Origin of the sequence: Streptomyces sioyaensis, assembly GCF_004122735.1 — a bacterium.
Taxonomy (GTDB): Bacteria; Actinomycetota; Actinomycetes; order Streptomycetales; family Streptomycetaceae; genus Streptomyces; species Streptomyces sioyaensis.
This window is the reverse complement of the sequence record NZ_SDIF01000088.1, coordinates 15,123-28,461: the sequence shown is the minus strand read 5'-3', so window position 1 is coordinate 28,461 and position 13,339 is coordinate 15,123. Positions and strand designations below refer to the sequence as shown.

The window sequence follows — 13,339 nt, the reverse complement described above, 5'->3', positions numbered from 1 at the left end:
CTCGCCCCGTCCCCGCCCACGGGCCCGCCCTCGTCCGTCGCGCGGCCGCTAGTAGAGCCGGCAGCCGCAGAACGGCCGGTCGGAAAGCGGGCGTTGGACAGCGAGGTGCCCGAAACGGTCGTACGGATCACCATCGACCGGGTCGACGTGCGTACCGTCGCCCCGTCGAGCGCGGAGCGGCCCGGCCCCCGGCGGCTGCCCCGCCTGAGCCTCGACGCGTACCTCTCGGGGAGGCGGTCGTGAGCGACTGCCGGTCCGTGGCGGCGGCGACGGAGACCCTGCGTGCGCTGCTCCAGGACGCCGTGAGCGGTACGGTTCCCGACGCCGTGGTGACGGCCGACGCGCCCCGCGAGGCCGCCGACGAGCCGACCGCTGCCGAGCTGAACGTGTTCCTCTACCGGACGACCGTCGACGGCGCCTGGCGGAACACCGACCCCGTGGGTGCCCGGCCCGGTGAGACCCACCGTCCGCCACTGCCCCTGGTCCTGCACTATCTGCTCAGCTGCCGCGCGCCCGCCGACGCCGCGGCCACCGTCCCTCAACTCCTGCTCGGCGCGGCCGTGTCGGCCCTGCACGACCGGCCCGTCCTGCCGCCCGACGAGCTGAGGGCAGCGGCCGGTTTCAGCGACCTGCACCAGCAGCCGGAACCGGTGCGGATCACCCCGGCCGTCATGAGCACAGAGGAGCTGACGCGGCTGTGGCGGGCGCTGGGCATGGGCGGCCGGCTCACGGTCGCCTATGAGGCGCGGATCGTTCTGATCGACAGCACGGTGCCGGGCCGGACCCCGCTGCCCGTGCTGCGCCGCGGGAAACTCGACCGTGGCCCCGAGGCCGCCGCGTCGGTCGCGGCCCCCTGGCCCGCCCTCCATGCCGTCCGCCCAGCGGTCGCCGCCCCGAACACCGAACTGGAGCTGACCTGTAGTGGCCTCGACGCCGCGGCGGTGAGCGTCCGCCTGACGCACCCCGTGCTCGGCGGGCCCGTGGAGTTGCCGGCGCGGGTGACCGGTGCCGGGACCGTACGTGCCGTGCTCGGCAAGGATCACGGCGCGGGCCGCTGGCAGGTCGTCCTGGTCCTCACCGCCGCCGACGGCAGCCAACGCACCACCGGCTCCCGGTCGGTGGACGTCGCCCCGCGCCTCACCGGCCGGCTGCCGTTGGCCACCGCTCGGGACGCCGGCGGCGCGGTGGAACTCACGGTGGAGTGCGCGCCCCGGGTCCATCCCGGGCAGCGCGTCGAGCTGCTCGTGGGCGATCTGCCCGTGCCCGCCGAACTCTTCACCGAGCCCACCGGGACGCTGCGGTTCCGGTTGGCCCGGGGCGCTCCCGGGCGGTACGCGCTCCGCTTGCGCGTCGACGGGGTGGACAGCCCGCTCGTCGACGCCCTGGCCGAGCGGTTCGACGCGGACACGGCGGTGGTGATCACGTGAGCGCGCCCCGCGTCGAGCTGCGCATCCGACGGCTGGTGCTGCACACCGCGAACGGTCCGGCGCAGGCCGCGGCGGTGCGCGCGGCCCTGGAGGCGGAACTCGCCGAGCTGATCTCGCATGCGCCCGTGGACGGGCCGCGCGACCGGCAGGTCCACCGCGCCACCGCGAGGGCCGAGGCGGACCCCGCCGCCCTGGGCCGCCGCATCGCCCACGCCGTCCACCACGCCCTGTACTCCGGCGAGTCGGGAGATCCGCGACGGGCACCGGGAGAGCCGCGTCGGCAACCGGGAGAGCCGCGATGAGGACACGACCGACAGCAGGTGATCGAGCAGCATGACCACCCCCGCGCCGCACCGCGGCGGATTCGTGTTCCTCGACCCCGAGCGGGGACAGGTACTGCGGGTCGTGCCCTTCCAGTACAACCCCGACCAGCTCACCCGCACACTTCGGCCGCAGGGCATCGGTGACGACCCCGGGGACCGGCTGGAGGCGCTGCGGCTGCACGGCCCGCCCCGGGAGACCTTCCACATCGACGCGGAATTCGACGCGGCCGACCAGTGGGCCTCGACGGCCGGTCCCGAACCACCCGCGGACACCGGTCTGTTCGGGGCGCTGTCGGCCCTGGAGCTGGCGATCTGCCCCACGAGCGACCAGCTCACGCAGCAGCACGAGCTGGCCTCCCGGGGCCTGCTGGAGATCGCGCCGGTGGAGGCCCCGCTGCCGGTGCTGGTGCTCGGCCCGCGCCGGGTCCTGCCGGTGCGGATCATGGACATCGCCGTGACCGAGGAGGCCTACGACGGGCAGTTGAACCCGGTCCGGGCCCGGGTGTCGCTGACGGTGCGGGTGCTCACCGTCGACGATGTCGGTTTCGCCCACAAGGCGGGCGGGCTGTACCTGCGCTACCAGCAGGGCAGGGAGCGGTTCGCGGCACTGGTCGGCTACGGCCCCGGAGCGGTCGGCTACCCGGGCGGGTGAACGGCGCGCGATGACCCCGAGGAGGACAACATGTTCGAGCCCAGCAGCAGGTACCACGGGATTCCCACGACGGTGCACACCCTCCCGGACGGCCGGCGGGTCAGCCACCTGCGGCGCCGGTTCCTGCCGCAGCCGGAGGAGCTGGCAGCCGTCGGCGTGCACGTCGTGGCGGCCGGGGACCGGCTCGACCGGATCGCGGCCCATCACTACGGTGACCCGGAACAGTTCTGGCGGATCGCCGACGCCGGCCGGGCCCTGTGGCCGGCGTCGTTGACGGCGGTGCCGGGCCGGCGGTTGCGCCTCACCCTGCCCGCCGGCGTGCCGGGAGGCCGCGCCTCCGACGGAACCGGGCGGCCATGACGTCCAGTCTGCATCTGATGCTGCTCACCGGTGACACGGTGCCCGAGCCCGCCCCCGCCGCGCTCATGGACGCCCTGCACCATGTGCGGGTCACTTCCGCCTCCGGCGTGACGAACGGCTTCCAGCTGACCTTGGCCGTGAGCCCCCGGTCTCCGCTGCGGCAGGCGGTGATGCCCGGCGGAGCACTCGGGGTGAAGAAGCGCGTCGTCGTGGCCGTGGTCCTCGCGGGCCGCTGCCAGGTGCTCATGGACGGGGTGATCACCCGTCAGGAGGTGCACGCGGGGCAGGCGCCCGGCTCGTCGTTCCTCACGGTCACCGGCGAGGACCTGTCGCTGCTGATGGACCTTCAGCACGTACGGCGCGCCTATCCCGGGCTGCCGCCCCACCTGCGGGCGGTGACGGTGTGCGCCCGGTACGCGCAGTACGGGATCACCCCGCTGGCCGTGCCGCCGGTCCTCACCGACCAGCCCGACCCGGCGGTGGCGATCCCCGTGCAGGTGGCGACCGACCTGGCCTACCTCCGCGCGACGGCCGCCGACGTGGGACACGTCTTCCACCTCGAACCGGGGCCGGAGCCGGGGCTCAGCACCGCCTACTGGGGCCCGCAGAAACGCCAGGGTGACGCGCAGCCGGCCCTCACCACGGACTGCGGCGCCGCGGACAACGTCGAGGAGCTGAGCTTCGCCTTCGACGGTCTGTCCGCCACGCGGTACGTCACCCACCATGTGGACCCCGGCTCGCGGGACGTCTCGGAGGTCGTCCCGCCCGAACCACAGGTGCTGCGCCGGAATCTGGCCGCGCAGCCGGCCCCGGCCCTGTGCGAGCGGCCGCTGACCGGCCAGACCGGGCGGTCCCTCACCCAGGCCCGGCTGGCCGGGCTGGGCCGGGAGGTGTCCGGCGACCCGGTCACCGCCCAGGGGACGCTGGACGTGCTGCGCTACGGCCATGTGCTCAGCGCCCACCACCTCGTGGGCGTGCGCGGGGCCGGGCCCGCCTACGACGGGAGCTACCTCGTGCGCGGTGTCACCCACGACCTCACCAGGAGCACGTACCGGCAGCACTTCACCCTGGCGCGCGACGGCCTGGTCTCCGACACCCAGGTGGTGAGCCCATGACCGTGGAGACGGTGCGGCAGTGGCAGGGCCTGTACCAGGGCGTCGTGGTCTCCGCCGTGGACGAGTCAAGGGCGGGACTGCTGCAGGTCCGGGTCCCGGAGGTGCTGGGTGAGGACGTCTGCGTGTGGGCGGCTCCGCTGACCCCGCTGGCCGGGCCGGACTGCGGCATGTACGTGGTGCCGCCGGCCGGGGCGGGGGTGTGGGTGCAATTCCTCGACGGGGACCCCGACCGGCCGGTGTGGGTGGGTTTCTGGCGGGGCGGGCCCGGGGATGTGCCGTCGGCCGCCCAGTCGGCGGATCCGGGCACGCCGCAGATCGTCCTCGCCACTCCCTCCCAGAGCGCCCTGGTCATCAGCGACCAGCGCGGACCCGCGGGCGGGATCAGACTGCAACTGGACGGCAAGAACGGGCCGTTCATCCACATCAGCAAAATGTCCATCGAGATTTCCTGCGGCGGGCCCGAAGGAGCCAGCATCAAGCTCGCGGGCAACCAGGTCATCATCAACGGCGGCGCTCTGATGGTGCAGTGAGGAAGAGCGAGGAAACCGATGCCCGGACTGCTGCTTCACTACGGCGCCACCATGATGTGCGCCCATCCCCCCGGCAACGTCACCATCCCGGCGCCTTCCCAGCAGCGGGTTCTGGTGGGCTCGTTGCCCGTCGCGACCGCCTCCGACACGTTTCTGGTGGCCGGGTGCTCGTTCCCGGCCACGTCGCTGGGGGCTCCGCCCTGTACCAGCGTCACCTGGCTCCAGACCGCCGGCCGGGTCTTCGTGCAGGGCGTGCCCGTCCTGCTCCAACCGACGCCGGCGCCGAGCCTCGCCCCGGCGCTGGGCGTCGGCACGCCGCCGCCCAACCCTCCGATGGTGATGGCCCTGCAGTACAGGGTCTCGGGGATGTGACCGCATGGACATCGGCTTCCCGTACCGCGTCGACAGCCGCGGCCGCACCGCACACGTCGAGCACGACGGACACGTACGCGACATGGTCAAGCAGGTGCTCTTCACCACCCCCGGGGAGCGGGTCAACCGCCCTGACTTCGGCTGCGGGCTGCTCGACCTGGTCTTCGCCGGGAACAGCCCGGAACTGGCGGCGACCGTGGAGATGACGGCCCAGTCCGCCCTCCAGCGCTGGCTCGGCGACCTGCTCACGGTGGAGTCCCTGACGGTCAGCAGCGAGGACTCCGCCCTGGTCGTGCACGTCACCTACGCCCTGACGGCCACCGGGGAGCGCGGCAGCCTGACGGTCCGCGAAGGGACGCCGGCATGACCGTCACGAGCGAGCCCGGCGGCCCGCGGGGCGGGGACCGCGGCGGCGCGACGGCGTACGAGGAGGTCGCCGGGATCGAGCAGGTGCGGGTGGACGCCGGGCGGCGCACGCTGACCGTCACCTTCTCCGGCACCCTCCCGGCCCGCCTGGACCGCCACAGCTTCCGGGTCGAGGGCGGGCAGCGGGTCACCGAGATCCGCATCCTGCGCGTCGTACGGCACACCTCGGCGGAGGCGGGCGGCAGTCCGGCGAACCGTCTGACGTTGACGCTGGACCGGCCGGGAGACGAGTCCACCTACCGGCTGCGCGCCCTCGGCAGCGGCTTCCGTCGCGGCCGCGACCGGGCCGCTTTCCGCTTCCACCCCACCGACCGCGGGCCGGCCCCCGCACCGTCCCCCGAGCCGGCGCCTCGCCCCTCCGCCTGGCCCGCCCCGGCCATCGACTATCTGGCCAAGGACTTCGCGAGCTTCCGGCGCCTGCTGCTGGAACGGCTCGCGCTCACGCTGCCGAAGTGGACCGAGCGGCGGGCGCCCGATGTCTGGGTCACCCTGGTGGAACTCCTGGCGTACGTCGGGGACCAACTCAGCTACCAGCAGGACGCCGTGGCCACCGAGGCCTACCTCGACACCGCGCGGCTGCGCACCTCGGTGCGGCGCCACGCCCGCCTCGTCGGCTACCCCATGCACGAGGGCTGCGCGGCCCGTGCGGTCGTCTGCGTACAGACCGACGCCGCGGTGCCGGTGCGGACCGCCGACCTCGCCTTCACGGCGTTCCCGGTGGACGGCACCCCGGAGACGGCCGGGCCGGTGCTGCCCCTGGACCTGCTGGTCACCAGCCGGCGCCCGGTGTACCGGCCGATGGAGCGCCGGGAGATGGTGCTGCGCCCGGAGCACAACCGCATCCCGCTGGTCCCGGGCAGCCGGGCGGAGACGCACCTGCCGGCCGGTGCGACCCGCGCCGGCCTGCTGGACGGTGACGGCACGGAACGCGCCCTGCGGTTGGTCCCCGGTGACCTGCTCGTCCTGGAGGAGGTGGCCGGTTCCGGAGGCGACCGCGGCGTCGGGCCCGGTTCCGGAGGCGACCGCGGCATCGGCCCCGACCCCGCCCGGCGGCAGGCCGTCCGGCTCACCCGCGTCACACCGGACGTCGATCCGGCCTCCGGCACGCTGCTCGTCGACGTGGAGTGGGCCGACGAGGACGCGCTCACCTTTCCGCTGCGCGTCGGCCCGGCCGACGGCCCCGGCCGCCCGCGCCCCACCGCCGTCGCCTGCGGCAACGCCCTCCTGGTCGAGCAGGGCATCGAGAACACCTGGCTGTCCGGCGGTGGCGGGGAGGAAATCATCCAAGTGCCCGGGCCGGCCGAGGGGCAGGACGCCGCCCCGGCGCCCGGCGACGCCGTCGGGCCGGATGCCGCCGTATCGTCCCGCGACGCCGACGGCGGTCCGCGCACGGCCGCGGCCGCCCGCCGTGCCCGCCCCTTCGTGACGACCCTGAGCGGCCGCCACGTCACCTGGTCGCCGCCCCATCCCCGGCCCGCGGACCTCGCCGCCGCACAGGCCCGGCAGCTGACGGGCCTGGCCACCCGAGCCCGGAACCGGCTGCGCGATCTCCACCACTCGGTGACCGCGCTGTCCGACGAGGACCGGGATTTTCTCGACGTCCTGTTCGGGGAGCGGCAGTTGCGCGGCCTGTCCGACGACGATCCCGGCAGGGTCCTCGGACGACTGCTGTCCCGTTTCGACGAGTTGCTCGAACCGAAGCTGCGCCGCCTGGACGCCCTGGACCGGCGCGCCCGGTCCGGATACGTGCTCGACCCCGAGGACACCGGCTGGGAACTGGCCCAGACCTGGGGCCGGGCCGCCGCATGGGCGGTCCACCCGGACAATCCCGCCCTGCACGGCTCGGTGCGCGGCGCCCTGCGGCCCGACCCCCGCGAGGCCGTGCCCGCGCTGCGCCTGCACCCGCCGAAGGACGGGGTCGACGGGGACGACGCCGGGCCGCCCTGGACACCCCGGCGGGACCTCCTCGCGAGCGGACCGTGCGACCGTCATGTGGTCGGCGAGACCGACGACGACGGAGTGCTCGCGCTCCGATTCGGCGACGGCCGCAGCGGAGCCGCGCCCCGCCCGGGTACGCGGCTGTGCGCCGAGTACCGCATCGGCAACGGGCAGGAGGGCAACATCGGTGCGGAGGCCGTCAACCGGATCGCCTCCCGGGTCCCCGGTGCCCTGGAACACGTCACCGGGGTGCGCAACCCGCTGCCCGCCACCGGCGGAACCGACCCGGAACCGGTCGCCGAGGCACGGCTCGCCGCCCCCCGCGAACCGTTCCGCGGGCTGCTGCGCGCCGTCACCGCGGAGGACTACGCCACCCTGGCGGCCGGCCGCTCCGACGTGCAGCGGGCCGCCGCCACGCTGCGCTGGAACGGCAGTTGGTACGAGGCCGAGGTGGCGGTGGACCCCCTCGGGGCCCCCGATCCGTCGCCCCGCCTCCTGGAGGAGGTGCGCGCCTCCCTGCACCGCTTCCGCCGCATCGGGCACGACGTGGTGACGCGTCCCGCCGTGCAGGTGCCGCTAGACGTTGCCCTCGACGTGCTGGTCGGCCCGCACTCCATCGCCGATCACGTGCGCGCGGAGCTGCTGCGCCGGCTGCTGCCGGGGCGCGGGCCCGACGGCGGCCCGGGATTCTTCGATCCCGACGCGCTGACGTTCGGCACCCCGGTCCGGGCCGGCGCACTGATCGCCCTGTGCATGAGCGTGCCCGGTGTCCGCAACGCCGAAGTGACCCGGCTGCGCCGGCTCCATGCGCCGGGCGAGGGCACGGCGGCCGGCGTGGACGTGCCGCCGACGGGGGAGCTGAGACTGCGCCCGCTGGAGATCGCCCGGCTCGATGCCGACGCCGCCCACCCGGAGAACGGGCGCCTCGTGCTGCGTGTGAGAGGAGGACGATGACCGGCTCCCCCGAGGGCCACGGCCCCCGTACCGACGGCCGGGACCCCCGTACCGCTCCGGTGTGGAACCGGCCCGGGCTGCCCGCGCTGCGGTACCGCGTGGGCACGTACGAAACGTTCCTCGACGCGATGCTCGCCCGGCTGCCCCGGGCGGGAAACACCGCCCTGGCCGGACTCACCACCCGTGAACCGGACGACCCCTCCCTCGCGTTGCTGGACGCCTTCGCCGTACTCGCCGACGTGCTGACCTTCTATCAGGAACGGATCGCCGACGAGGGCTACCTGCGCACCGCCACCGAACAGGCCTCGCTCGTGCGGCTGGGACGCCTGGTCGGCCACCGGCAGCGGCCCTCCCTCGCCGCGTCCACCCACCTCGCCTACACCCTCGATGCGGGCGCCCGGACGGTCGTCCCGGCGGGGTCCCGGGTCACCAGCCGGCCGGCCCCCGGCGGCCTGCCGCAGACCTACGAGACCAGCGAGGACCTCGTCGCCCGCGCCGAATGGAACCGGCTTCCCGTACGCACCACCCGGCCGCCGTCCCTGACCGCTGACGTCGCCGCCCGTATGCCGTCCCTCGACATCGCCGGGGTCCAGCACACCCTGCGCCCCGGCGACCGGCTGCTGTTCACGTACGACGACCCGCGCCTGAACCTGACCCGCCTGGTGGACAGCGCCCGGCCCGACCCCGCGCACGGGCGGACCACCGTGCTGCTGAAGGTGCCCGACGCGCCCCGGCAGCTGCGCAACGCGGTCGAGGCGCTGCGCGAGGACGGGGAGGAGGCCGCGGCCCGGCTGCCGTCGGGAGGTCCGCTGGAGGACCTGCTCCAGCTGATGCGGGAAGTGCGGCACCGGGCCAAGGAGTTGCGCGACCCGGACGCCCTGGCCGCTTCGCTCGACCGCAAGCTCCGCGCGCTGCGGGAGTGGCCGGCCGGTGCGCCCCGGCCTCCCGAGGCCGAGGCGCTGATCGAACGGGCGGCCGTACGGATCGCCACGATCAAGTCCGCCGCCCGGCAGATCGCCGAGCCAACGGCCGGCGCCGCCCCGGCTCCGCCCGACGGCTCGGCCGAGCGCGCGGCCCTGCTGCAGGACCACGCCGGCGCCGGCCGGCACATCCTGCATGCCCTCGATCCCCTGCTGCACGCGATCGGGCGGCACCACGCCCCCGCGGGTGGGACCGCCGGCGTGGCCGACGTCCTCGGCGCGGGGTCCGACGCGCTCCCCCGGCTGCTGGCCGACGGCGGCACCGACGTGAGCGCTTCCCTGGGCCGCGCGCTCGGCGTCGTCTCGGTGTCGACCGCCCCGCCGCCCGGCGTGTGGTGCTTCCGCGTGAAGGCCACGCCGATGGGCGCCACCCTTCCCGACGACGCGCGCGTGCGGCGGCTGCTGCACGCGGCCGCGCCGCACGCGGCGGAGGCGACCGAACAGCTCTCCGGTGACGTGCTGCTGCTCGACTCCGTCTACGACGAGATCCTGCCGGGCAGTTGGATCGCCGTCCGGCGGGCGGACGACTCCCCCACCCGCGTGCTGAAGGTCACCGAGGTCGCCCAACTCGCCGTCGCCGACGAGCAGTACGCCCTGCGCGTGACCCGGCTGCGCCTGGACCGGCCCTGGACCGACAACACCGGGGACATCACGGCCCGCCGCGCCACCACGGTGTGGGCCGCCGGTCAACCGCTGGTCCCGGCGCCCTCGCCCGACCCGTCCGCCGTTGCGGGCGACACGATCCGGCTCGACGGGGTCCACGAGGGACTGACGCCCGGCCGGCCGCTGATCGTGGCCGGGGAACGCACCGACATCGCCGTCGAGGACGCCTCGGCGGGCGGCCGGAGCACGGGGGTGCCGGGCGCCGAACTCGCGGTGCTCGTGGGCGTGCGGCACGGCTTCGACGGAACGCCCTTCGACGACCGCGTCAGCACGACGCTCCTGCTGGACGCGCCGCTGACGCACGCCTACCGGCGCGACACGCTCGTCGTCCACGGCAACGTGGTCCCGGCGACGGCCGGGGAGACGTGCGAGGAGGTCCTCGGCAGCGGGGACGCCGGCCGAGCCGGGCAGGTCTTCCCGTTGCGGCGGGGCCCGCTTGCCTGGATGCCGTCGGCGACGCCCGACGGGGGCCGGGAGGCGCTCACCGTCCTGGTCGACGACGTGGTGTGGCGGGCGTCCGCCGACCTCGCCGACGAGGAGCCGGCCGCCCGGGCGTACCAGCTGCGCGCGGGCGTGGACGGCGCGGCGGCCGTCGAGTTCGGTGACGGCCGCCGCGGCGCGCGGCTGCCCACCGGCAGGGAGAATGTGACGGCCCGTTACCGGGTCGGGGGCGGCAGCGCGGGAAATGTCGCGGCCGGGCAGATCAACCAGCTGGTCGACCGGCCGTTGGGGGTCAACGGGGTCACCAACCCGCTGCCCGCCGCCGGTGGCGCGGACGCCGACGGAGCCGACGAGCTGCGGCGGCCGCTCCTCGTGCGGCCGGCCGCGCTCGACCGGTTGGTGTCCGTACGCGACCACGAGGACTTCGCCCGGGCGTTCGCCGGGGTCGACAAGGCCGTGGCGCGCCGGTGCGCGGCCGACTCCCGCCCCGTCGTGCACGTCACCATCGCCGCCGCCTCGCCGGACGCCACTTCGCCGGACGCCGCCGCACCGCTGCTGACGGCCCTGCGCACGGCCATGGCCCGGTGCGGTGACCCCGCTCTGGCAGTTCGGGTCGAGCACTGCGAACGGGTACGGCTGGTGCTGGCGCTCGGTGTCCGTACGGCACCCGGGCACCGCCCGAACAAGGTGGAGCAGCGGGTCCGGGACGCGCTGACGGCCGCCCTGGGCTTCGCGGCGGCGGAACTGGCCGAACCGGCCTTCCTCAGCACCGCCGTGGCCGCCGCGCAGGCGGCGCCCGGCGTCGACTTCGTCACCGTGGACGCCTTCGGAGGGTTTCCGGAGAGCACCGAGGCATGCGAGATCGTCCGGTTCGCCGGCCGTCCCTCGGTGGCCACGTGCGTCCCGGCCCTCCCTGCCGGGTACCGCGCGGTGCGCGACGCGCCACCGGAGGCCGCGCGATCCGTGCTGCGGCCCGCCCAACTCGCGCTGCTGGACCCGGCCGTGCCCGAGACCCTGGTCCTGCGGAGGATCCCATGACACCCGACGAGTGGTACGAGCTGCTGCCCGCGCTGCACCGCAGACTCGACGCGGAGGGCGGCCGCCGCCTGTACGCGCTGCTGGACGTCATCGCCGAGCAGGCGGATGTCGTCCGGGCGGACATCGAGCGCCTCTACGACAACTGGTTCATCGAGACGTGTGACGACTGGGCCGTCCTCTACCTCTGCGATCTCGTCGGCTACCAGGTGCTGCCGGGGGCCACCGCCGTTCCCCGGCGCGACGTCGCGGAGACCGTGGTCAACCGCCGCCGCAAGGGCACGCTCGCCCTGCTGGAGGACTTGGCGGCAGGCGTGGCGGACTGGCCCGCGCGCGCCGTCGAATACCGCCGGCTGCTCAGCATCACCCAGCCGGTGCGCCGCTACGCGTCGAACAGCCGGGTCGACCGGCGCCGGCTCGGCCAGGGCGGCCTGGTGAACGTGCGCCGGGTCGACGCCCTGGACCGTCTGGGCGGCCCCTTCGACGAACTGGCGCACACGGTGGAGGTGGCAGGCACCGGGTCCGGCCGGCGTCCGGGCAGGTACGGACTCGGCGGGGTCGGGCTGCACGTGTGGCGGTCGCGGACGTACGCGGTGACCCGGGCCCCGGCGTTCTGCCTGGATGCGGACCGGGGCTGTTACGCCTTCCACGTACTGGGAATCGACACCCGTCTGGTCACCAGGCCCGTGCCCGAGCCGTCGCCCTGCCACACCGCGGACGAGACCAACGTGCCGGCGCCGATCCGGCGCCGGGCGCTGGCCGAGCGGCTCTGCGACTACTACGGGCCGGGCAAGAGCCTGTGCCTGTGGACCGGACCGGAGGAGCGCCGCGAGCCGGTGGCGCTGGACCGGATCGTGGCCGCCGACCTGTCGGACTGGCACTACCGCCCCGGAGCGGGCCGGGCGGCCGTCGATCCCGTCCTCGGCCGTCTCGTCCTGCCGCCCGGAGACAGAACGGACGGCCGGGTGTGGGTGAGCTACCACCACTCCTTCGTCGGCGATCTCGGCGGCGGCGAGTACGCCCGGCCGGACTCCGCCCCGACCGGTGCGGAGGTCCACTACCGGGTCGGCACGGGGCGGGACCACGGGACGATCGGCGAGGCGCTCGCACGCTGGCGCGCGGAGAAACGCGCCCACCCCGGCAAGGCCGCAGCGGTCATCGAGGTCTTCGGCAACGGCGTCACCGAGGATCTGACGGACGTCCTCCTCGACCGGGGTGATCGCCTCACCCTCCGGGCCGTGGACGGGGTCCGCCCGGTCATCAGGCTGGGCACCCCTTTCCACGACGACACACGGAACCTGCGGATCACGGGCACCGGCAGTGGTTCCGGCACCGACCCACTGCCGCGGATCGTCCTGGACGGCTTCCTGGTCACCGGCGGAGGCATCCAGGTCCAAGGGCCGGTGGGACGGCTCCTCGTGCGGCACTGCACTCTCGTTCCCGGCCGTCAACTCGGCCCGGGGTGCGTCCCGTTGGCGTCCGGGATGCCGAGCCTGGAGATCGTCGACAGCCCGGTCCGTACCGAGGTGCACCGCAGCGTCCTCGGCACGATCGCGGTGGCGAGCCCGGACGGCACGGACGAACCGCACCCCGTCGTGCTGTACGACAGCGTGCTGGACGCGACCCACCGGGACGTGGCGGCGCTGCGGGGCGCCGACGACGGCCCCGCACCGGTCCGCCTCACGGCGTGCCGGACCACGGTCATCGGAACGGTGCACGTTCAGGCGGTGGAGGTGCTGGACAACTGCCTGCTGGACGGGGAGGTCCGGGTCGCCCGCACGGCCGAGGGCGCGGTGCGGTTCTGCTGGCTGCCGCCCGGCTCACGCACACCGGCCCGGTCGCACTGCCAGCCCGAGCAGTCCGGCGACCCCGCGCGCGTGGTCCTGCGCTTCGCCGGCCGACGGTACGGAATGCCGCACTACGTCGAGCTCGCGGACGACTGCGCCGAGGAGATCCGCCGGGGAGCGGACGACGGCTCCGAACCCGGCGCGCTGCACCACCTCTTCCGGTCCCAGCGGGAGGACAACCTGCGCACCCGCCTGGCCGAGTACACCCCTGCGGGGTGCGACGCGGCACTGTTCTTCGCCACCTGATCCGCTTGTATCCCTCCCCATTCGGAGCGC

The 13,339-nt window shown here is 74.9% G+C and carries 12 protein-coding genes; all 12 read left to right on the top strand.

From position 1 onward, the window contains the following. Positions 1-93: 93 nt before the first annotated feature. From EST54_RS34150 to EST54_RS24740, 12 genes are read left to right on the top strand one after another with little or no spacing between them, the layout of a single operon-like run. Positions 94-243, top strand: a complete 150-nt coding sequence (locus EST54_RS34150; protein WP_154074036.1) for a hypothetical protein — start codon at positions 94-96, stop codon at positions 241-243. Then, complete coding sequence (locus EST54_RS24790) at positions 240-1,427, top strand: DUF4255 domain-containing protein (RefSeq protein ID WP_129249939.1); 1,188 nt, start codon at positions 240-242, stop codon at positions 1,425-1,427. The genes EST54_RS34150 and EST54_RS24790 overlap by 4 nt, the downstream gene beginning before the upstream one ends. Next, positions 1,424-1,729 carry a hypothetical protein gene (locus EST54_RS24785; RefSeq protein WP_129249938.1) on the top strand — a complete coding sequence of 102 codons (306 nt, stop codon included), beginning with the start codon at positions 1,424-1,426 and terminating at the stop codon, positions 1,727-1,729. Before EST54_RS24790 ends, EST54_RS24785 begins: the two co-directional genes overlap by 4 nt. 31 nt (positions 1,730-1,760) lie before the next feature. Continuing rightward, positions 1,761-2,402 (top strand): hypothetical protein, encoded by a 642-nt coding sequence (locus tag EST54_RS24780; protein ID WP_129249937.1) that lies wholly within the window; start codon positions 1,761-1,763, stop codon positions 2,400-2,402. 30 nt (positions 2,403-2,432) lie between these two features. Further along, positions 2,433-2,762, top strand: coding sequence for a LysM domain-containing protein (locus EST54_RS24775; RefSeq protein ID WP_129249936.1), 330 nt, complete (start codon positions 2,433-2,435; stop codon positions 2,760-2,762). Then, positions 2,759-3,877: a hypothetical protein gene (locus EST54_RS24770; RefSeq protein ID WP_129249935.1), complete on the top strand. Its 1,119-nt coding sequence runs from the start codon at positions 2,759-2,761 to the stop codon at positions 3,875-3,877. Before EST54_RS24775 ends, EST54_RS24770 begins: the two co-directional genes overlap by 4 nt. Continuing rightward, positions 3,874-4,407, top strand: a complete 534-nt coding sequence (locus EST54_RS24765) for a phage baseplate assembly protein V (protein ID WP_129249934.1) — start codon at positions 3,874-3,876, stop codon at positions 4,405-4,407. The genes EST54_RS24770 and EST54_RS24765 overlap by 4 nt, the downstream gene beginning before the upstream one ends. A gap of 18 nt (positions 4,408-4,425) precedes the next feature. Then, entirely contained in the window at positions 4,426-4,779 is a 354-nt protein-coding gene (locus EST54_RS24760; protein ID WP_129249933.1) for a hypothetical protein, read from the top strand. Positions 4,780-4,783: 4 nt separating this feature from the next. Then, positions 4,784-5,146 carry a GPW/gp25 family protein gene (locus tag EST54_RS24755; protein ID WP_129249932.1) on the top strand — a complete coding sequence of 121 codons (363 nt, stop codon included), beginning with the start codon at positions 4,784-4,786 and terminating at the stop codon, positions 5,144-5,146. Beyond that, complete coding sequence (locus EST54_RS24750; protein WP_129249931.1) at positions 5,143-8,097, top strand: putative baseplate assembly protein; 2,955 nt, start codon at positions 5,143-5,145, stop codon at positions 8,095-8,097. The genes EST54_RS24755 and EST54_RS24750 overlap by 4 nt, the downstream gene beginning before the upstream one ends. After that, a complete protein-coding gene (locus EST54_RS24745; RefSeq protein WP_129249930.1) occupies positions 8,094-11,219 on the top strand; it encodes a putative baseplate assembly protein in 3,126 nt (1,041 codons plus the stop codon). Before EST54_RS24750 ends, EST54_RS24745 begins: the two co-directional genes overlap by 4 nt. Beyond that, complete coding sequence (locus EST54_RS24740; RefSeq protein ID WP_129249929.1) at positions 11,216-13,309, top strand: hypothetical protein; 2,094 nt, start codon at positions 11,216-11,218, stop codon at positions 13,307-13,309. The genes EST54_RS24745 and EST54_RS24740 overlap by 4 nt, the downstream gene beginning before the upstream one ends. Positions 13,310-13,339 lie beyond the last annotated feature (30 nt).

Coding starts and splice junctions, on each gene's coding strand:
- EST54_RS24780 (WP_129249937.1), top strand. CDS start 1,761: ATGACCACCCCCGCGCCGCACCGCGGCGGATTCGTGTTCCTCGACCCC.
- EST54_RS24775 (WP_129249936.1), top strand. CDS start 2,433: ATGTTCGAGCCCAGCAGCAGGTACCACGGGATTCCCACGACGGTGCAC.
- EST54_RS24770 (WP_129249935.1), top strand. CDS start 2,759: ATGACGTCCAGTCTGCATCTGATGCTGCTCACCGGTGACACGGTGCCC.
- EST54_RS24765 (WP_129249934.1), top strand. CDS start 3,874: ATGACCGTGGAGACGGTGCGGCAGTGGCAGGGCCTGTACCAGGGCGTC.
- EST54_RS24760 (WP_129249933.1), top strand. CDS start 4,426: ATGCCCGGACTGCTGCTTCACTACGGCGCCACCATGATGTGCGCCCAT.
- EST54_RS24755 (WP_129249932.1), top strand. CDS start 4,784: ATGGACATCGGCTTCCCGTACCGCGTCGACAGCCGCGGCCGCACCGCA.
- EST54_RS24750 (WP_129249931.1), top strand. CDS start 5,143: ATGACCGTCACGAGCGAGCCCGGCGGCCCGCGGGGCGGGGACCGCGGC.
- EST54_RS24745 (WP_129249930.1), top strand. CDS start 8,094: ATGACCGGCTCCCCCGAGGGCCACGGCCCCCGTACCGACGGCCGGGAC.
- EST54_RS24740 (WP_129249929.1), top strand. CDS start 11,216: ATGACACCCGACGAGTGGTACGAGCTGCTGCCCGCGCTGCACCGCAGA.